This window comes from Neorhizobium huautlense, assembly GCF_030811685.1.
Taxonomy (GTDB): Bacteria; Pseudomonadota; Alphaproteobacteria; order Rhizobiales; family Rhizobiaceae; genus Neorhizobium; species Neorhizobium huautlense_A.
In genome coordinates this window covers 602378-620438 of the sequence record NZ_JAUSRF010000001.1, presented here as the reverse complement: position 1 = coordinate 620438, position 18061 = coordinate 602378, and the positions used below count along the sequence as shown (strand labels likewise).

The following is an 18061-nucleotide window of genomic DNA, read 5'->3' as shown; positions in this document are numbered from 1 at the left end:
GGCCCTATCAGCATTCCGCCAATTCTCTAAAGATTTTTGAGACAAGAACTTCGTCGCCAGCAGCGCCGCCGCCCTCGTCAGTGACCGGGTTATAGTCCGAGCCACTTCTCCAAGTCAACGGCCAATTTCGCAAATCTGTCACTTTTCTCCAGGGAAAACCCGGCACCCCTTGCCCACCAAGGGTTTTCGGCCAGAACTTTTAGGAAAGAAGCTATTCGCCAGACAAAACAACATATCACTTAACGCGAAACCGGGGCGCGAACACACGCCCCGGCAGCAGAAATGTGCCGATCCGGCCTTATTTCTGCCAGCTCTTCACCAGTTCGTCGTAATTGACGGTGATCGGCTTTTCCTTCTCGTTCTCGATCTTCAGCTGCGGTGCAAGATTGCCCTTCGAGACGGCATCCTTGTTCCAGTATTCAAGATCGTGCTCTTCCGCGAGTTTTGGGCCCATCTCACCCTGGACGCCGGCACGCTCCAGACGCTGCAGCACCTTCTCCTGTTCGGCGCACAGACTATCCATCGCTTCCTGCGCCGTCTTGGCGCCGGAAGACGCGTCACCGATTGCCTGCCACCAGAGCTGCGCCAGCTTTGGATAATCAGGGATATTGGTGCCGGTCGGCGACCACTGCACACGGGCCGGCGAACGGTAGAACTCGATCAGGCCGCCGAGTTTTGGCGCACGCTCGGTAAAGCTCTTGTGGTTGATCGAGCTATCGCGGATCAGCGTCAGGCCGACATGGCTCTTTTTCACATCCACCGTTTTCGACACCACGAACTGCGCATAAAGCCATGCGGCCTTGGCGCGGTCGTCCGGCGTGGATTTCAGCAGCGTCCAGGAACCGACGTCCTGATAACCGAGCTTCATGCCTTCCTTCCAATAGACGCCATGCGGGCTCGGTGCAAAACGCCATTTTGGAGTGCCGTCGTCATTGACGACCGGCAGACCCTTTTTCACGAAGTCGGCGGTAAACGCCGTATAGGTGAACATCTGCTGGGCAATGTCACCCTGGCCCGGAACCGGACCGGATTCCGAAAAGTTCATGCCATTGGCTGCCGGCGGGGCATAGGCCTTCATCCAGTCGAGATATTTTTGGATCGAATACACGGCGGCCGGGCCATTGGTGTCACCGCCACGCGCCACGCAGGAACCGACCGGCTGTGACTTCTCATTGACCTTGATGCCCCATTCATCGACCGGCAGGCCATTCGGCAGGCCCTTGTCGCCATTGCCGGCCATGGAGAGCCAGGCATCGGTGAAACGCCAGCCGAGCGACGGGTCCTTTTTGCCATAATCCATATGGCCAAACACTTTTTTGCCGTTGACTTCGCGGCCGGTGAAGAACTCGGCGATATCCTCATAGGCCGACCAGTTGACCGGCACGCCCAGATCGTAACCGTATTTCGCCTTGAAATCGGCCTTGTTCTTTTCGTCGTTGAACCAGTCGTAACGGAACCAGTAGAGGTTGGCGAACTGCTGGTCGGGCAGCTGGTAGAGATCACCATCCGGCGCCGTGGTGAATTTCAGGCCGATGAAATCATCGAGATCGAGGCCGGGATTGGTGACATCCTTGCCCTCTTTCGCCATCCACTTGGTCAGTGAGCGCGCCTGCTGGTAACGCCAATGGGTGCCGATCAGGTCGCTATCATTGACATAGGCGTCATAGACGTTTTCGCCGGACTGCATCTGCGTCTGCAGCTTTTCGACGACGTCGCCTTCACCGATCAGGTCATGGGTGATCTTGATGCCGGTGATTTCGGAAAAGGCTTTTGCCAGAACCTTGGATTCATATTCATGCGTGGTGATGGTTTCGGACACCACCTTGATATCCATGCCGGCAAAGGGTTTTGCCGCATCGATGAACCACTGCATTTCCTTTTCCTGCTCGGCGCGGGAGAGCGACGACTGGTCGCCGATTTCCGCATCGAGGAATTTTTTGGCTGCATTCATGTCGGCGAAAGCCGAACCTGTCATTGCCAGCAGCATGGCTGCCGTCGTCGTCATCAGATGCCGTCGCATATCAATATCCTCCCGGTTGATGCGATGCAGTCCCAAAAAATCTGGCGGCCGGACCTCCTCCCGCCGCCGTATTCCCCAAAACCTCAGACGAAGCGGAATACGCCGATCGCGTAGACCACCGATAAGGCCAGAGCCCACCACAGGCTGGGGCCTCCAAGACCCAGCCATGCGAGATGAATGAAGGCGGAACCGAGCAGCGACACAAACAGGCGATCGCCGCGTGTCGTTTCGAACCGCAGGATGCCGACCCGCGGGTCACCGCCCGGCGAAAAAAACTCCCAGATGCCCATGGCCGCGATGAGCAGGAAAATGGTGATGAAGAACAGAGCCGTCGGCAGCGTCCATGCCATCCAGGAAAAATTCATGACGTCTCTCCCTTCTCACACACGGCCAAGGGCAAAACCCTTGGCGATGTAGTTGCGGACGAAATAGATGACGAGCGCGCCCGGAATGATGGTGAGCACGCCGGCTGCCGCCAACACGCCCCAATCCATGCCGGAAGCGGACACGGTTCTTGTCATGGTCGCAGCAATCGGTTTGGCGTCGGTCGTTGTCAGCGTGCGGGCGATCAGAAGTTCGACCCATGAGAACATGAAGCAGAAGAAGGCGGCGACACCGATGCCCGATGCGATCAGCGGCATGAAGATTTTGACGAAAAAGCGAGGGAAGGAATAACCGTCGATATAGGCGGTTTCATCGATTTCCTTCGGCACGCCGGACATGAAACCTTCGAGGATCCACACCGCCAGCGGCACGTTGAACAGGCAATGGGCGATGGCGACAGCGATATGCGTGTCGATCAGGCCGAAGGCGGAATAGAGCTGGAAAAAGGGCAGCGCGAAAACGGCCGGTGGCGCCATGCGGTTGGTGAGCAGCCAGAAGAACAGGTGCTTGTCGCCGAGGAACCGGTAGCGCGAAAAGGCGTAGGCCGCCGGCAGCGCCACCAGAACCGAGATGACGGTGTTCATCACCACATAGGTAATGGAGTTGATATAACCGTTATACCAGGCCGGATCGGTGAAGATGACCGCGTAATTGCGCAGCGTCGGGTTCTGCGGAAACAGCGTCAGTTGGCCGAGGATTTCGCTATTGGTTTTAAAACTCATGTTGACCAGCCAGTAGATCGGCAGGGCCAGGAAGATGATGTAGATCGTTGGAATGAGGAAACCGAAACGGGCACCGCTGCTATTGTTGGTCACATTGCTGTTCATGATCGCCTCCCCTTCAACTCTGCTCGGCATCGCTCTGGGTCATGACGGTGTAGAACACCCATGACAGCAGAAGGATGATCAGGAAGTAGATGATCGACATGGCCGCCGCCGGCCCGAGATCGAACTGGCCGATCGCCATTTTCACAAGATCGATGGACAGGAACGTGGTGGAATTACCAGGCCCGCCGCCGGTGACGACAAACGGTTCGGTATAGATCATGAATGAGTCCATGAACCGCAGCAGCACGGCGATCAGCAGGACACGCTTCATTTTCGGCAGCTGGATATGGCGGAAGACCGACCAGCGTGAGGCGCCGTCGATACGCGCGGCCTGATAATAGGCATCGGGAATGGAGACGAGGCCCGCGTAACACAACAGCACGACGAGGCTCGTCCAGTGCCAGACATCCATGACGATGACGGTTGCCCAGGCATGCGCCGTGTTCTGGGTATAATTGTAGGAAATGCCGAGCGAATTGAGAAAATAACCGAGCAGGCCGATATCGACGCGGCCAAACACCTGCCAGATGGTGCCGACGACGTTCCATGGTATCAGCAGTGGCAGCGCCATCAGCACGAGGCAGACCGGCACGCCCGGACCATGTTTTGGCATGTTGAGCGCAATCAATATGCCAAGCGGCACTTCGATGGCGAGAATGACGGCGGAAAAGATCAGGTTGCGCCAGAGCGCATCCCAGAACCGCGGCGAAGTGAGGATTTCGACGAACCAGTCGGTACCGGCCCAGAAGAACTGGTTGTTTCCAAACGTATCCTGAACCGAATAGTTCACCACCGTCATCAGCGGAATGACGGCGGAGAAGGCGACCAGAACCAGAACCGGAAGGACCAGAAACCAGGCCTTGTTGTTCCACGTCTTTTCCATGGTTTCAGCCCCCCTGCCGTGATGATCGGTTTTCAACCCGCCAGCTATCGGAAAAAATGCCGATGGCATGTTGGTCGAAAGACACCTTTGCATCCGTCGGGATGTCGTCGTCCTCGGCCAGCACGATGGAAAGCGGCTGACCGCAGAATGTGGCGCGTACGATCTTCTGGCGGCCGATGTCTTCCACCTTGTTGATCGTCACCGGCATGCCGTCGCGCCCGAGTTTTATGAATTCCGGGCGGATGCCGAGTTCGATTTTGCCGTCACTCCTTAATATGGGCGCGTTCGCGAGAGCGATCGTCTGGTCACCGACGCGGGCCGTTACTCCTTCCACCGAGGCCGGCATAAAATTCATCCCCGGCGAGCCGATGAAATAACCGACGAATGTATGGCTCGGCCGTTCGAACAATTCGGCCGGCGTGCCGATCTGTACGATCTGGCCGTCATGCATGACGACGACCTTATCGGCAAAGGTCAACGCCTCGGTCTGGTCATGGGTGACATAGACCATGGTGAAACGCGATTGCCGGTGCAGGCGCTTCAATTGCGAACGCAGCACCCATTTCATATGCGGATCGATCACCGTCAGCGGCTCGTCGAACAGGATGGCATTGACGTTTGCGCGCACCAGTCCGCGCCCAAGCGAAATCTTCTGTTTCTGGTCGGCCGTCAGCCGCTGCGCCCTGCGTTTCGCCATACCAGCGAGATCGGTCATTTCGAGGATTTCGTTGACGCGTTTTTCGACCTCGGCTTCCGGCACCTTTCGATTGCGCAAGGGGAAGGCGAGATTGTCGAACACCGTCATCGTGTCGTAGACGACCGGGAACTGAAAGACCTGCGCGATATTGCGCTCTTCCGTCGAAAGCTCCGTCACATCGCGGCCGTCGAACAGGATGCGCCCGTCCGATGGATGCAGCAGGCCGGAAATGATGTTGAGCAGCGTGGTCTTGCCGCAGCCGGAAGGTCCGAGCAGCGCATAGGCTCCGCCATCTTCCCAGTCGTGATGCACTTCCTTCAGCGCGTAGTCTCCGGCCGCCTTGGCGCGCGGGCTGTAGGCGTGGCGGATATGTTCGAGCGAGATGCGTGCCATATCGTCCCCTCCCTCACGCCGCGATCGGCGCGGCGACCAGCGCCTTGCCGGTGGCTTGGTCGAACGCCATCAGATGGCGGCTGTCGAGATGGACCTCTATCTGCCGGTCCTGCTCGATGTCGTGAATGCCATGCGCCAGCATCACCCAGCGGTGACCGGCAAACTCGAGATGGATGAAACTTTCTGATCCGGCGATTTCCGACACCAAAGTGCGTGCCTTCAGGGGCGTGGTGTGGCCATTGGCGGGATGGAGGAAAAGATGGTGCGGCTGGAAAGCGAGCATCACCTGCCCCTCCGCCACCGAAGCGAGATGCGGCGGCACGACCATGACCGGCTCTCCATTCAGGACAAAACTGTTGCCCGAACGGACAAGCGCAATCGTGTTAAGCGGCGGATCGGCGAAGATTTTGGCGGTAACGAGATCGGCAGGCTGACGATACACGTCAACCGTCCTGCCGAACTGCGTCACGGCTCCCTCGTGCAGGGTGGCTGTATAACCGCCGAGCAAAAGCGCTTCGGACGGTTCGGTCGTGGCGTAAACGAAGATAGCACCGGAAGCGGCAAAGAGTTTTGGCAGCTCCTCGCGCAATTCCTCGCGCAGCTTGTAATCGAGATTGGCGAGCGGTTCGTCCAGCAGCACGAGATTGGCGTTCTTGACGATGGCGCGCGCCAGCGCCGTGCGCTGCTGCTGGCCGCCGGAAAGATTGAGCGGCGTGCGATCGAGATAGGGCGTGAGCTTCAGGAGTTCGGCGGCCTTCTTCACCTCGCGGTCGATGGTGGCGGCATCCTTGCCGGCAATGCGCATCGGCGAGGCGATGTTCTCATAAACGGAAAGCGCCGGATAATTGATGAACTGCTGGTAGACCATCGCGACATTGCGCTTCTGTACCGGCAGGCCGGTAACATCGGCGCCATCGAAAAACACCGAACCCTCGGTCGGCTTGTCGAGCCCCGCCATCAGCCGCATCAGCGACGTCTTGCCGGCAAGCGTCGGTCCGAGCAGGACATTCAGCGTGCCCCGCTTTAATGTCAGGTCGGTCGGGCGGATATGATAATCGCCCGCCACCGTCTTCGACACGTTGCGCAATTCCAGCATAAAAACCTCGGGCCTCCCAACCCTTGGGCAAACATGCGGTCATGTCGATGGCCTCACGCGGCCCGGCGAACGCCCGCCATGTATTCCTCCAATCCCGCGGCCTCCTCCGCCGTCAGGAACAATCCCTGCTTGGTGCGGCGCCACAGCACATCTTCCGCCGTGACCGCCCATTCCTTTTCGATCAGGAAGCGGACTTCCGCCTCATGAAGCGTGCCGCCGAAATGCCGGCCAAGCCCCTCTATCGTTTTGGCATCAACGAGGATCGCCTTTGCATCGGTACCGTAACATTTTACCAGACGCGCCGCGTGGCGTTTCGACAGAAACGGATAAGCCGAAAGCAATTTCCGCTCTTCGCTGGCAGCACCCGTGACGGCAAAATCGCCACCTGGAAGCCGGCTTTTTGCCGTCCAGGGCGTGCCCTTGGCGCCGATCGCCTCACCAATCTTTTCCAGCGCATGTTCCGAAAGCCGGCGATAGGTCGTCAGCTTGCCGCCAAACACATTGAGCAGCGGCGCACCATCGGCATCGACTTTCAGCACATAATCGCGCGTCGCTTCCTGCGCCTTGGAGGCACCATCGTCATAAAGCGGGCGCACGGCCGAATAGGTCCAGACGATATCTTCCGGCGTTACCGGCTCGGCAAAATATTCGCTCGCGGCATTGCAGAGATAACCGATCTCTTCCTGGCTGATTTTAACGTCCTTCGGATCGGCGGAATAGTCGCGATCCGTCGTGCCGATCAGCGTGAAATCGGTTTCGTAGGGAATGGCAAAGAAGATGCGGTTGTCCGGGTTCTGGAAGAAATAGGCGCGCGTATCATCGAACTTCTTTTTCACGATGATATGGCTGCCCTGCACGAGGCGGACATTGTGGACATTGTTGCGGCCCATCGCGCCCGACAGAACCTGATCGACCCACGGCCCGCCGGCATTGACCAGCATGCGCGCCCGGTGGCTTGTCGTGGCACCGGATATTTCGTCACGAACCGCAATCTGCCACAGACCGGCCTCGCGGCGGGCGGACACCACTTTCGCGCGGCTCATGATTTTTGCGCCACGATTGGCGGCATCACGGGCATTGAGCACGACCATGCGCGCATCATCCACCCAGCCATCCGAATATTCGAACGCCTTGCCGAAAACGGGTTTCAGCGGACGGCCGGCCGGATCGCTTCTCAAGTCGAGCGTTTTTGTCGCCGGCAGCAGCTTGCGGCCGCCAAGATGATCATAAAGGAACAGGCCGAGCCGGATCAGCCAGGCCGGACGCACACCGCCCTTCTGGAAAGGCAACACAAAACGCAGCGGCCAGATGACATGCGGCGCCATGGCCCACAGCACTTCACGCTCCATCAGCGCTTCGCGCACGAGTCGGAATTCATAGTGTTCAAGATAACGCAGGCCGCCATGGATGAGTTTTGTCGCGCCCGAAGACGTGCCGGAGGCGAAATCGTTCATTTCCGCAAGCGCGACCGAATAACCACGGCCCGCCGCATCACGCGCGATACCGCAGCCATTGATGCCGCCGCCAATTACGAAAAGATCGAAAACCCTATCGTCCGACATGCCCTTAACCGTCCGCAGATTGTATATTGGCGCATTGCAGCATGATTTTGCGCAATTGCGAAACATCAACAGTCTAAAACGAAAGAAAAACGAATGTCAAATGAACATTAGAAATCGACAAAAGTCGCGATTTCAGCCCGTCTCAACCAGCCGTACGTCATTTTCCGCGCAGATCCGCCTGATCTCCTCCGACGGACAGATGTCGGTTATGAACGTGTGAACCTGGGAAACATGCCCCATGCGAACCGGCGCCGTCCGCTCGAATTTCGAGGCGTCCGACACGAGAATGACATGGCGGGCATTGGCGATGATCGCCTGCGCAACCTTCACTTCGCGAAAATCGAAATCGAGCAGCGCGCCATCCGCATCGATGGCAGACACGCCGATGACAGCATAATCGACCTTGAACTGGCGGATGAAATCGACCGCCGCCTCCCCGACAATGCCGCCATCCGAACCACGCACAACGCCACCCGCAATGATCACCTCGATCGAGGGGTAGACGCGCAAGCGATTGGCGACATTGATGTTATTGGTGATGACCATCAGCTCGCGATGATCCACCAAAGCCTCGCCGACCGCTTCGGTCGTGGTTCCGATATTGATGAACAGCGATGAATTGTCGGGAATGATATTGCCCGCCGCCTTGCCGATCGCCTGCTTCTGGGCGGCCGCCATCAGCCGGCGCGCTTCATATTTGACATTCTCGTTGCCGCTCGGGAAAACGGCGCCGCCGTGAATGCGGTTCAGCGCCTTGCCGTCGCACAGATCGTTGAGATCCTTGCGGATCGTCTGCGGCGTCACCTGAAAGAGATTGGCCAGATCCTCGACGAGAACCCTTCCTTGAGTTTTCGCGATCGCCAGAATTTCCTCTTGCCGACTGGAAAGCTGCATCATCCGCCCCGATTTTCGTTTTTCGCCATTTTATGGAAAAACGAAACCACGACAAGGTATTTCGAAAGCGTTTCATGGGCCGGAATGCCTTGTCGATGCGAAATGAAATGGCCCGCAAATACACCGTTGACAAGCTTCCGAATCGAGCGCATTGATGCCGACATGATCACGAAGCCATCCACCGCCCGCTCGTATTTTTGGTCGTACCTTTAAAGGGCGGCCAGACAGATCATATTGTCACAAAAGCCGCCGTCAGGCGGCTTTTTGATGAAAACAGCGTCCTGACGGCAAACCTCTCGAACAAACGCCAAGGACGAACACGATGCCAACCCTCTCTTCCGCACCGGATCTATTGAAACCGGCCGCCCTGCATGCAGGCAGCCAGATCGATATTGCCAAGACGGCGCTAGCACGCCCGCCGGTCGTCGCCATCCGCGCAGCCCGCCGCGCAGACCTGCCGCAGCTCGGCGACATGATCGCGGCACTTGCCACCCATCACAACGATGCCTCGGCCATCACGCCGGAAATTCTCGAGCGCGACCTGTTTGGCCCCGTGCCGTGGATCACCGCACTGGTGGCGGATGGCGGCGAAGGCCTGATCGGTTATGCGATCCTCGTGCCGCTTTACCGGGCGCAGGAAGGCAAGCGCGGCATGGACCTGCACCACCTCTTCGTGCGCGAAGGCCATCGCGGCCACGGCATCGGCCATCATCTGGTGACCCGCGCCCGCGATATCGCCCGCAATGCCGGCTGCGATTATCTTTCCGTTGGTGCCGCCACCGGCAATTTTGCCGCCCACCGCTTTTATGAACACATGGATTTTAAACCGCGGCCGGTGACAGGCATGCGGTATACGCAGGCGCTGGCGTAATTCAGCCCTTTCGGCGATCCCTACCTTGGCTGGGATCGCCGGACTGCCGCGATCAGCGCGATGCGGCCTTGGCCAGAACCTCGCCGGCCCATTCATTCAAGCTTTTTCCGGAAAGCTCGGCTGCCCTTGCAGCATTTGCATGCACCTGCGGATCGATGCGAAACATGACGCGGCCCGAATACGGTTTTTGCGGTTGTTTTCCGAGCTCTGCGCAAGTCGCAAGATAATCATCGACAGCCTCGTGGAATGCGGCCTTGAGATCGGCCACGTTATCCGCATGAAACCCGATGACATCATTGATCCCGGCAATATGCCCGGCAAAGACTTCATCCTCGGCATCGAACTCGATGCGGGCGGCATAACCTTTGTAGTGCATGGCATTCATGGCTCGATACCCAGTTCCTTCAGAAACATCCTGGCGTCACGCACCTGATAGCGCTTGGCGTGCCTGTCCGGATGCGGGCGGTGAAACGAGGCGATCATCCTGCCCTTTTCAAAACGAACGCGCGAGCCGCTACCCTCGACACACCGGCAACCGATGGAAATGAGCAGCGTTTCAATATCCGCCCAAACGATCGCGGGGGAAACCGGATCCCTGAAAATTGCCTCAAGAGTTTTCCGCTGCTTGGCGTTCATGTCACACTATGATGGATGCTATCATTTTTTGCAAGCATTTCTATTCACCAGCGCCCGACACGGCTTGCGCGCACTTGGGCCCGCCCTCACCAATTCTCCAAGCGCGCGGCGAATATCGCGGCTGTTGAGATTGAGATTGCGGCCTTGCGGGATGGATTGGCGCTCGATCTTCGCCCCCGCCGCCGTCTGAAATGCCTCGGCATTGTCTGCGTAATAGGCGAGGCAATCGGCTCCGACAGGATCGGAACCGATCAAGATGCGAAAGGCGCGACGATGCACGAAGCACGCCGCCCCATGATCTTTTCCTTCGAAGAAAACGGCAAAGCCGAGCGCATCGATATCGTCACGCCAGATTGCCGCCCTCTCCTCCATCACATCAGGCCCCCATCACATCAGACCGAAGGGCTGAGGCGTTTCAGGAATGTACCGCTGAGTGCGCCCAAAAGCGCCCAGAACACAAAGCTTGTGACCGTTGCCACGATGATGAAACGGCGCTCCAGCTCAAGCGGCGCCAGCGGCTCGACGCCCGCAGGCGGCAGTGGCGCTCCCACCACATGCGGTGCCGCGATAAGAATGATCGCCAGCACCGCCGCCCAGGTTTCTCGCCGCAAGACGAGCAAGCCGATACCAGCGGCAGTTGCCACCGCTGTGGCGACCCACCATGTCTGGCGCGCGGCAAGTTCCGCCGCCGGGCTGCCCGGCAATTCCGGTGGCAGGCCCACCATCGGCGCCAGCATGACCGATGCAAACCCGGCCAAGCCGAAGAAAAGGCCCGTGCGCCAACCATGCGAGACATTCGTCATGGACAGCAAGGCCGTCAGCACAAGCGAATAACCGATGGCGGTCAGCACATTGGCGCCCAGCGTATAGGCGGTGCGCTCGAAACCGTCGGCGGGCGACCAGCCGTCACCATGGTCGTGACCGGCGGCATCATGGGCTTCGGCCGCTGGCATCGCATGATCATGCGCCGGCGCGGCCGCGGCATGCGAATGCTCGGCGGGCGCCGCACTTTCCGGCACCGCCGAACCAGCATTTTCATAGGTTTCAGCTTTGAGGATCAGCGGTTCGGTGCCCACCATCTGCATCAGCGTGATGGCAATACCGGTGATGATCCCCACCGGGACGGCGGAGAAGACAATAGCTCTGAACATTTGTGAAAGCTCCCCTTAATGGCAGGGGAAGGCGTTGGCATGACGCACGTCATGCGCAGCATTGTGGACGACTTCGAGATGGGAAAACCCCACGAAGCCGATCACGAAAACCCCGAGGCAGGCGGCCATTGCGGATTGCACAAAGTTGGATGTTTTAGACGTCACGGCCGGTTTGGCCGCTTTTTCTGCGGTCTGGTTCTGCATGATGAAACCCCTCGTTACATATGCGTTGCTCACATTTGCACTGGCAGGTCTCCTGGCTCGCGGGTCGTTGTCGCGGAACGGGCCTTCCCGGTTTCCCAGTGGCCGTGATTGTTCCGGACTCGCCGCTCACAGTTGCGGGGGCAGCCGCGAATGAGGAAATTCCCTATCGCGTTCCCTTTTAATCCCCTGATCTCAAAGCGCGAAAGCAAGGGGAACCATTGCGGCACGAGTTGTGCGCCCGGGCTTTGCAGGTGTCAAGGCGCGGTTGTGCCGCCACCGCAGCACAACACGGAACCATATTGCGGGGGAGGATTATTTGCCCGGCACAGCCTTCAGATAAGCGGCGATCGCCGCAAGATCGCTCTTGGGCAGATGCGCGATGTTCTTCTGCACTTCCACCATCGAGCCGCCGACACTGTCGAAGTCCGGGGTGAAGCCGGTTTCGAGATAGTTGACGATCTCATCCTCACTCCACGCGCTGATGCCTTCCGAAGTCGAGGTGATACCGGGCACGCGGCCTTCGCCTTCCGGGTTCGGTCCGCCCGCCAACCATGCCCCGGCCTCGAAACCGCCGAGTGCATTGCGCGGCGTATGGCATTCGCCGCAATGGCCCGGCCCTTCGACCAGATATTGCCCGCGCTTCACCTGATCGGAAGCGTTAGCGAGTTCCACACGCGGGCCATCGTTGAAATAGAGAAACTTCCAGCCGCCGACGGCCAGCCGGATATTGAACGGAAACGGCAGATCGTGAGCGGGCGCGACATTGCTGCTTGCCGGCAGGGATTTCAGGTAACCGAACAGATCGTTGACGTCCTTGGGCGAAAGCCGCGCGTAGGATCCGTATGGAAAGGAGGGATAAAGATGTTCGCCATTCGGGCCGACGCCACGCGTCATGGCATTGCCGAACTGCGCAACCGTCCAGCCGCCGATGCCCGCCTGATTGTCGGAGGAAATGTTGGGAATATGGAACGTGCCGAAATCGCTCGGCAGGGCGCGGCCACCCGACATGATTTTCAGCGCATCGCCTTCGGCGCCGGGCGCGGCATGGCAACCGGCACACCCGCCTGCCCAGAACAGCTGTTCGCCATTGGCAAGATCGGGGCTGCCGAGATCGGCCCAATGGCTTTCCGGCTGCGGATCCGGTGCCGTCAGCGCGTAAGCGCCACCAAGGCCCACCGCTCCCACAACAACCACTGCCGCCACGATTTTCGTGAAGGTCGATGCCATGTCATTCTCCTGCCGCAAGGCGTCGCGGCAGCCGAACGCATGCCCGGCTGCCGGCTTTCATCAACGCTTCAGACGGTAGGTCTGATGGCACTGGCCGCATTCGGCGCCCAGCGTCTGCATGGCATTCATCACGCCTGCAACATCGGTCGGTGCTGCCGCCAGAACCGCATCGGCATCAGCGGCGAGCTTCAGAGACTTGGCGCGGAAATCCGATGGGTTTTCCCAGATCTTTGGCGAGGCCTCGGTGTCATGACCGGTTTCGCTGCCGACCGGGAACTGGTCAGGAAACGCCTTGGCCGAGGTGCTGATCGTCGTCAGCGCCGTCTTCACGGCTTCTGCGTCGAAGGGCTTCTGCTCCTTGGCAATGGCGGCAAGCGCCCCCATGGAAGCGCCGATCGCCTTCATGCCGGCCTGACGCTCAACCTGCGGCTCGGCCGCAAAAGCCGAACCGAAGCCAAGACAGAGCGCCAAGGCCGTCGCGGCCAGGTTCTTGATATGCATTAAAAATCTCCCGGTTTATCGGCCCGCATCACACGCAGCCCAAATATCTGCGTCGGCAGAATGACAAGGCCAAGCGACGGAAAGAAGTCACGTTTCTGTCAGTTCACCGAAGACATCACCCTTAAGCGTTGACACTGCGTTCACCGGATAAATACGCCAAACAGACTCAACTTACCGTGAGAGGCCGTCTTTCACGCCTTCCCATAACGTCAGAACGGAAACGAGGACAAGCAACAGCCCTGCCATCCTGCCGACCCAGATCGTCGCAGCGGCATTGCCGACCAAGGCTTTTCGCGCACGACCGGCCGCAATCGCAAGACCGCCGTAGACGGCAAGCTGCGTGCCCGCCGTCATGGCCGCCATCACGGCCGCCTGCGGCGCCAAGGCCCCGAAATCAGGACGTAGGAATTGCGGGTAGATGGCCAGCATGAAGAGATAGGCCTTCGGGTTCATCAGGCATGTCACCGCGCCACGGCGAAACGCTTCCCAATGCGAGTGGCTGTCCGCCGGCCCGACATGATCGACGGTGATCGCACTGCGCATCAGCGTGAAACCGATCCACGCCATGTAAAGCGCACCGGCGATCAGCAGCGGCTTGAACAGGACGGGCATCAGACTGGCCAGAAGCCCGACACCAAGCGCACCATAAAGCGAATGCACAAGCCCGCCCGCCATGATTCCGGCCGTGGCCGCCAGTCCCGATGCCCGCCCGCGCGTCAGGGAATTTGCAAGAACAAAAATCATGTCCATGCCGGGCACAACGATGATGCCGAAAAGAAGCGTAAAAAAGAGCCAGAGATTTTCCGTATAGGTCATGTCAGTTGTCCACCCGCGTCCGTTGATCCGCAAACAAGCAGGAGCTTGTTTTTCAAGCGCATATGCGGCCCTATACAAAAACGCTCCTGACAGCGTTCTGTCAGGAGCGATGGGGAGACGGGCAAAAAATGCGCAAGGCGTCACGTCTGTTCGAGATCATCCAGATCCTGCGGCTCGCAAAAGGGCCGGTCACCGCCGCCAACATTGCCGAGCAGCTGGAAGTCACCGTTCGCTCGATCTACCGGGATATTTCCGCCCTTCAGGGCATGCGCGTGCCGATCGAAGGCGGGCGCGGCATCGGTTATATTCTGCGACCGGGCTTCACGCTGCCGCCGCTGATGTTGTCGATCGAGGAAACGGAGGCCATCGTGGTGGCATTGGCGCTTCTGGAACGCACCGGCGACAAGGGCCTGAAACAGGCGGCCCGGCAGGTCAACCGCAAGATTTCGGCGGTTGTGCCGCAACCGCTTGCGGGCACGTTCTCAACCAATGCGCTGCATGTCTGGGGCAGCGCGGCACCGGTGCCTGATGGGGTTGATCTTGCCATGATACGGCAGGCCATTCGCGATGAGCAGAAAATCCGGATCGGCTATCGCGACGAGCAAAACCGGGACAGCGACAGGACGATCCGGCCGATCGCTCTCATCTATTATTCGCAGACGGCCAATATCGTCGCATGGTGCGAATTGCGTGAGGCAATCCGCAATTTTCGCACCGACCGGGTGACGCAATGCCATCCGGTCGATGCATTTTTTATCGGCGAAGGCGAAAGCCTGCGCAAACTCTGGGTCGATGGCTGGCAAAACCAGTGACCGACCCAATTCGTCTGCGCTGCGTCCCCGGCCCGGTCAATCTTGGCGATTGGTCGGCATCATCGCTTCGATCGTATCGTCCTTGTCGATGAAATGGTGTTTTAGCGCGAAGGCGAGATGGCCGGCGACAACGATCGCAAGCGCCCAGGACAGGAACCAGTGGGCGGTGACGAGATAGGGCGTCAGTTCCGGGTTTTTGCCACCCAGGCCCGGAATGGTGAACAGGCCGGCGACCGGAATGCCGTAACCGGCCGACGAGGAGTTCCACCAGCCGGAGACAGGCACGGCGACCATCAGGAAATACAGGGACCAGTGGCCGAGATGGGTGAAGGTCTTCATGATCGCCGGCATTTCGCCCAATGGCGGCGGGCTGTGGAACAGGCGCCAGACGATGCGCAATGCAATCAGGAACAGCGTCGTGGTGGCAATGTTCTTGTGCAGCGTGATCGCCCACACTTTTTGCGCGGTCTCGATGTCGTTGACGCCATAATGCAGCATGGCGCCGCCGTAATAACCAACGATCCAGGCGACGATGATGATCGTGGCCATCAGCCAGTGGAAAAATTTCGAGGTCGGATTGAAATTGCGGACCTTTGGAGCACGGACAGAAATCCCGCGTTCGATGGTCCCGGTGTCTAGCGTACTGGCCATATCATGCCTCCCGGACAGATTGATCGCATCGTCAATAAATCTCTATAATTTTCGCTTCCGGGCATCGTCGATGAATTGATTTTTGTAATTATTTGCAAAAATCAACAACAACGCCGGATTTATCTACGAAAATATTATTCATACATGCGGAGGCGATCGCCAATAGTGGCAAAAAGTCGCTGACAACCGTCAATTATACTTTTTAGGTGGAAATAAATTGCAATCCGCAACGATGAAAAAGCGGCAGCAATCAGAGCGGCAGCGTGCGGCTCTCTTCGCGGCCATGGCCGATGATCTCGATGCGATCGGCAAACACTTCCACGACCGAGAACGCGTTTTCATCGGGCGTATCGACCATGCCCTTGAAGTTGACGAACCAGGTCCTGCCCAACTGGCCAAGATTGCCTGAGTGCTGGTGACCGTTGAGATAAGCGACGACATTGCTGTAGGAGGCAATCATGGCTGCCACCTCCGCACTATCCCACAGGTTATGGTCGCTATCTGGATAAAGCGGATAATGGCCCATGATGACGACCTTTTCGCCATCCCAGGCGGCACGGTCGAGCACATCCCGCAGCCACTCGAACTGGGCACGGCTGATGCCGGCATTCCAGTCCTTTGCGTTGATGGCGCCCTTCGCCTCCAGTCCGGCCAATCGATCCACGGCCTGCGCGTGCCGCTCCGGATCATGCCGGGTGGCAAACAGGCTTTCCTCGCAACCATCGATGATCACGAAGCGAAATCCATCGCGGGCAAAATGATGATAGGGCGCGGGCATGCCAAGCCTGTCATGAACCTTGGCAAGATGCTCCGGCTCCACAAGGAAATCGTGATTGCCGGGCAGGAAAAAGCACGCATGTTGCGAGGTTTCAAAGAGCGGCAGGACCGCGTCGAAATTCTCCCAGCCACGATCGATCAGATCGCCGAGTGTCACGACAAAGGCGAGTTCCTCGCCATCCAGAACCTCGAGCGCCTGCGCGATCTTGGCCTTGCTCGCCTGATAATGACGGTTCAGCGTCGGATGCGGGGGAAGCGCTGCATATTGAGGATCGGCCAGAACGCCGAAGCGGATGAGAGGAGTTTCGCGGGACATGGGCGCGAGATATGACGTCGGCATGACAGGCGTATGACGATGCCAACTTGCCCCACAGACGCCTCCAACCTTATGAAGGTAAGCGCGGCCATTTCGCCGACGATCTCACATGAAAGGCGTCACCTTGCGCGATTTCATCTATGCATTCTGGGCTGTTTTCTGGCGCTCAGCGATCATTTTGATCGTCAATGCCGTGATTTTACACGGGGCCGCGCAGTTGATGCATCTTCTGTTCCTGCAGACAGACACGTCAGTTAAAATACGACTGTCCCTAAGCCATCTGCCAGCCGCCGTATTTTTCACTCTGTTGGCGCTGCGGCACTCCGCTTCAGGAACACTCACGACGCAAAACTCCTCACCTGCTTGGCGTCACGTCTACCTTGCTCTGGCTGGCGCTTGCGCCCTCATTATCATCGCGAAAATGGGCATGGCATTCTCGTTTCCGCCGGAAACATGGATCATGACAGGGATGTTTCTGCCTCCATTTTTGTTTCTGGTATTGTGGCTGGCCTTGGCTTTTTACCTGATGCGATCCCGCCAAAAGCCCGGCACAACAATGGCAACGGACACCTGAAACGCAAAAGCCCGGCACAAAGGCCGGGCTTCCATCACGGGTTTTCCCGCAAACTTACTTCGTGGCAGCTTCGTAACGCTCCAGGACGTAGTCCCAGTTGATCAGGCTGTCGACGAAGGCTTCGAGATATTTCGGACGCGCGTTGCGGTAGTCGATGTAATAGGAGTGTTCCCATACGTCGACGCCGAGGATCGGCTCTGCGCCGTGAACCAGCGGGTTTTCGCCGTTCGGGGTCTTGGAGATTTCCAGCTTGCCGTTCTTGACGGACAGCCATGCCCAGCCGGAGCCGAACTGCGTGGTGCCGGCAGCAACGAAATCGGCCTTGAACTTGTCGTAACCGCCGAGGTCGGAAGTAATGGCGCTTTCCAGCTTGCCGGGCAGCTTGTTGCCGCCACCGTCCTTCTTCATCCACTTCCAGAAATGGACGTGGTTGTAATGCTGGGCAGCGTTGTTGAAGAGGCCGGCATTGGTGCCGAAAGACTTCTTCACGACTTCTTCCAGCGAAAGGTCAGCCATGCCGGCTTCAGCGGCCAGCTTGTTGCCGTTGTCGACATAGGCCTTGTGGTGCTTGTCGTGGTGATACTCAAGCGTCTCCTTCGACATGAAAGGCTGCAGCGCTTCGTAATCGTAGGGAAGTTCGGGAAGTTCAAAAGCCATGATCTTACTCCTTGGGCAAAAACAAGCTGGGTGAAGATGAGCGGGAACATAGGTTCAAGGCGGCAGCGTGGCAACGTCTTTCGGACCAAAATTCTGGCAAAAATCAATGCCC

General features: G+C 58.4%; 22 protein-coding genes and 1 riboswitch. Of the genes, 3 read left to right on the top strand and 19 right to left on the bottom strand.

Translation table 11 applies throughout. The features are described from left to right. Nucleotides 1-298: 298 nt before the first annotated feature. From J2T09_RS02645 to J2T09_RS02610, 8 genes are all read right to left on the bottom strand, one after another. On the bottom strand, nt 299-2020 hold the full coding sequence (locus tag J2T09_RS02645) for an ABC transporter substrate-binding protein (protein WP_306830743.1): 1722 nt from the start codon (nt 2018-2020) through the stop codon (nt 299-301). Between the two features lie 83 nt (nt 2021-2103). Then, entirely contained in the window at nt 2104-2385 is a 282-nt protein-coding gene (locus J2T09_RS02640; protein ID WP_306830741.1) for a DUF2160 domain-containing protein, read from the bottom strand. Between the two features lie 15 nt (nt 2386-2400). Continuing rightward, on the bottom strand, nt 2401-3231 hold the full coding sequence (locus J2T09_RS02635; RefSeq protein ID WP_306830739.1) for a carbohydrate ABC transporter permease: 831 nt from the start codon (nt 3229-3231) through the stop codon (nt 2401-2403). A gap of 13 nt (nt 3232-3244) precedes the next feature. Continuing rightward, nucleotides 3245-4114: a carbohydrate ABC transporter permease gene (locus tag J2T09_RS02630; RefSeq protein WP_306830737.1), complete on the bottom strand. Its 870-nt coding sequence runs from the start codon at nt 4112-4114 to the stop codon at nt 3245-3247. A gap of 4 nt (nt 4115-4118) precedes the next feature. Continuing rightward, nucleotides 4119-5204, bottom strand: coding sequence for an ABC transporter ATP-binding protein (locus tag J2T09_RS02625; protein ID WP_306830736.1), 1086 nt, complete (start codon nt 5202-5204; stop codon nt 4119-4121). 13 nt (nt 5205-5217) lie between these two features. Next, entirely contained in the window at nt 5218-6300 is a 1083-nt protein-coding gene (locus tag J2T09_RS02620; protein ID WP_306830735.1) for an ABC transporter ATP-binding protein, read from the bottom strand. A gap of 53 nt (nt 6301-6353) precedes the next feature. After that, entirely contained in the window at nt 6354-7862 is a 1509-nt protein-coding gene (locus J2T09_RS02615; protein ID WP_306830734.1) for a glycerol-3-phosphate dehydrogenase, read from the bottom strand. 132 nt (nt 7863-7994) lie between these two features. Next, a complete protein-coding gene (locus J2T09_RS02610) occupies nt 7995-8756 on the bottom strand; it encodes a DeoR/GlpR family DNA-binding transcription regulator (protein ID WP_306830733.1) in 762 nt (253 codons plus the stop codon). A gap of 322 nt (nt 8757-9078) precedes the next feature. Between J2T09_RS02610 and J2T09_RS02605 the strand changes: the two genes are divergently transcribed. Next, the gene (locus J2T09_RS02605; RefSeq protein WP_306830732.1) at nt 9079-9627 is read left to right on the top strand and encodes a GNAT family N-acetyltransferase; all 549 of its coding nucleotides are present in this window, start codon (nt 9079-9081) and stop codon (nt 9625-9627) included. A gap of 52 nt (nt 9628-9679) precedes the next feature. On the opposite strand, the gene J2T09_RS02600 is transcribed toward J2T09_RS02605, so the two are convergent. The 8 genes from J2T09_RS02600 to J2T09_RS02565 form a co-directional block, all read right to left on the bottom strand. Next, nucleotides 9680-10012, bottom strand: coding sequence for a type II toxin-antitoxin system HicB family antitoxin (locus J2T09_RS02600; protein ID WP_306830730.1), 333 nt, complete (start codon nt 10010-10012; stop codon nt 9680-9682). Continuing rightward, nucleotides 10009-10263: a type II toxin-antitoxin system HicA family toxin gene (locus J2T09_RS02595; protein ID WP_306830729.1), complete on the bottom strand. Its 255-nt coding sequence runs from the start codon at nt 10261-10263 to the stop codon at nt 10009-10011. Before J2T09_RS02595 ends, J2T09_RS02600 begins: the two co-directional genes overlap by 4 nt. 21 nt (nt 10264-10284) lie before the next feature. Then, complete coding sequence (locus tag J2T09_RS02590) at nt 10285-10635, bottom strand: hypothetical protein (protein WP_306830808.1); 351 nt, start codon at nt 10633-10635, stop codon at nt 10285-10287. A 20-nt stretch (nt 10636-10655) separates the two neighbouring features. Further along, entirely contained in the window at nt 10656-11414 is a 759-nt protein-coding gene (locus J2T09_RS02585) for a CbtA family protein (RefSeq protein WP_306830726.1), read from the bottom strand. A gap of 15 nt (nt 11415-11429) precedes the next feature. Beyond that, nucleotides 11430-11618: a CbtB domain-containing protein gene (locus tag J2T09_RS02580; protein ID WP_306830724.1), complete on the bottom strand. Its 189-nt coding sequence runs from the start codon at nt 11616-11618 to the stop codon at nt 11430-11432. Nucleotides 11619-11643: 25 nt separating this feature from the next. Next, a riboswitch (cobalamin riboswitch) is annotated at nt 11644-11853 on the bottom strand. A gap of 77 nt (nt 11854-11930) precedes the next feature. After that, complete coding sequence (locus J2T09_RS02575) at nt 11931-12845, bottom strand: cytochrome c (RefSeq protein WP_306830722.1); 915 nt, start codon at nt 12843-12845, stop codon at nt 11931-11933. A 60-nt stretch (nt 12846-12905) separates the two neighbouring features. After that, nucleotides 12906-13346, bottom strand: a complete 441-nt coding sequence (locus J2T09_RS02570; protein WP_306830721.1) for a c-type cytochrome — start codon at nt 13344-13346, stop codon at nt 12906-12908. 171 nt (nt 13347-13517) lie between these two features. After that, a complete protein-coding gene (locus tag J2T09_RS02565) occupies nt 13518-14162 on the bottom strand; it encodes a LysE family translocator (protein WP_306830717.1) in 645 nt (214 codons plus the stop codon). A 128-nt stretch (nt 14163-14290) separates the two neighbouring features. Between J2T09_RS02565 and J2T09_RS02560 the strand changes: the two genes are divergently transcribed. Beyond that, nucleotides 14291-14974, top strand: coding sequence for a helix-turn-helix transcriptional regulator (locus J2T09_RS02560; RefSeq protein ID WP_306830715.1), 684 nt, complete (start codon nt 14291-14293; stop codon nt 14972-14974). Nucleotides 14975-15010: 36 nt separating this feature from the next. Here J2T09_RS02560 and J2T09_RS02555 read toward each other — a convergent pair whose 3' ends face one another. Together J2T09_RS02555 and J2T09_RS02550 are read right to left on the bottom strand one after the other, a co-directional pair. Further along, nucleotides 15011-15625 carry a cytochrome b gene (locus J2T09_RS02555; protein ID WP_306830712.1) on the bottom strand — a complete coding sequence of 205 codons (615 nt, stop codon included), beginning with the start codon at nt 15623-15625 and terminating at the stop codon, nt 15011-15013. A 250-nt stretch (nt 15626-15875) separates the two neighbouring features. Next, a complete protein-coding gene (locus J2T09_RS02550; protein WP_306830710.1) occupies nt 15876-16718 on the bottom strand; it encodes a metallophosphoesterase in 843 nt (280 codons plus the stop codon). A gap of 109 nt (nt 16719-16827) precedes the next feature. Here J2T09_RS02550 and J2T09_RS02545 point away from each other — a divergent pair, with 109 nt between their 5' ends. Beyond that, nucleotides 16828-17292, top strand: coding sequence for a hypothetical protein (locus J2T09_RS02545; protein WP_306830708.1), 465 nt, complete (start codon nt 16828-16830; stop codon nt 17290-17292). Between the two features lie 54 nt (nt 17293-17346). Here the strand turns inward: J2T09_RS02545 and J2T09_RS02540 are convergent, their stop codons facing one another. Continuing rightward, nucleotides 17347-17949 (bottom strand): superoxide dismutase, encoded by a 603-nt coding sequence (locus tag J2T09_RS02540; RefSeq protein WP_306830706.1) that lies wholly within the window; start codon nt 17947-17949, stop codon nt 17347-17349. Nucleotides 17950-18061 lie beyond the last annotated feature (112 nt).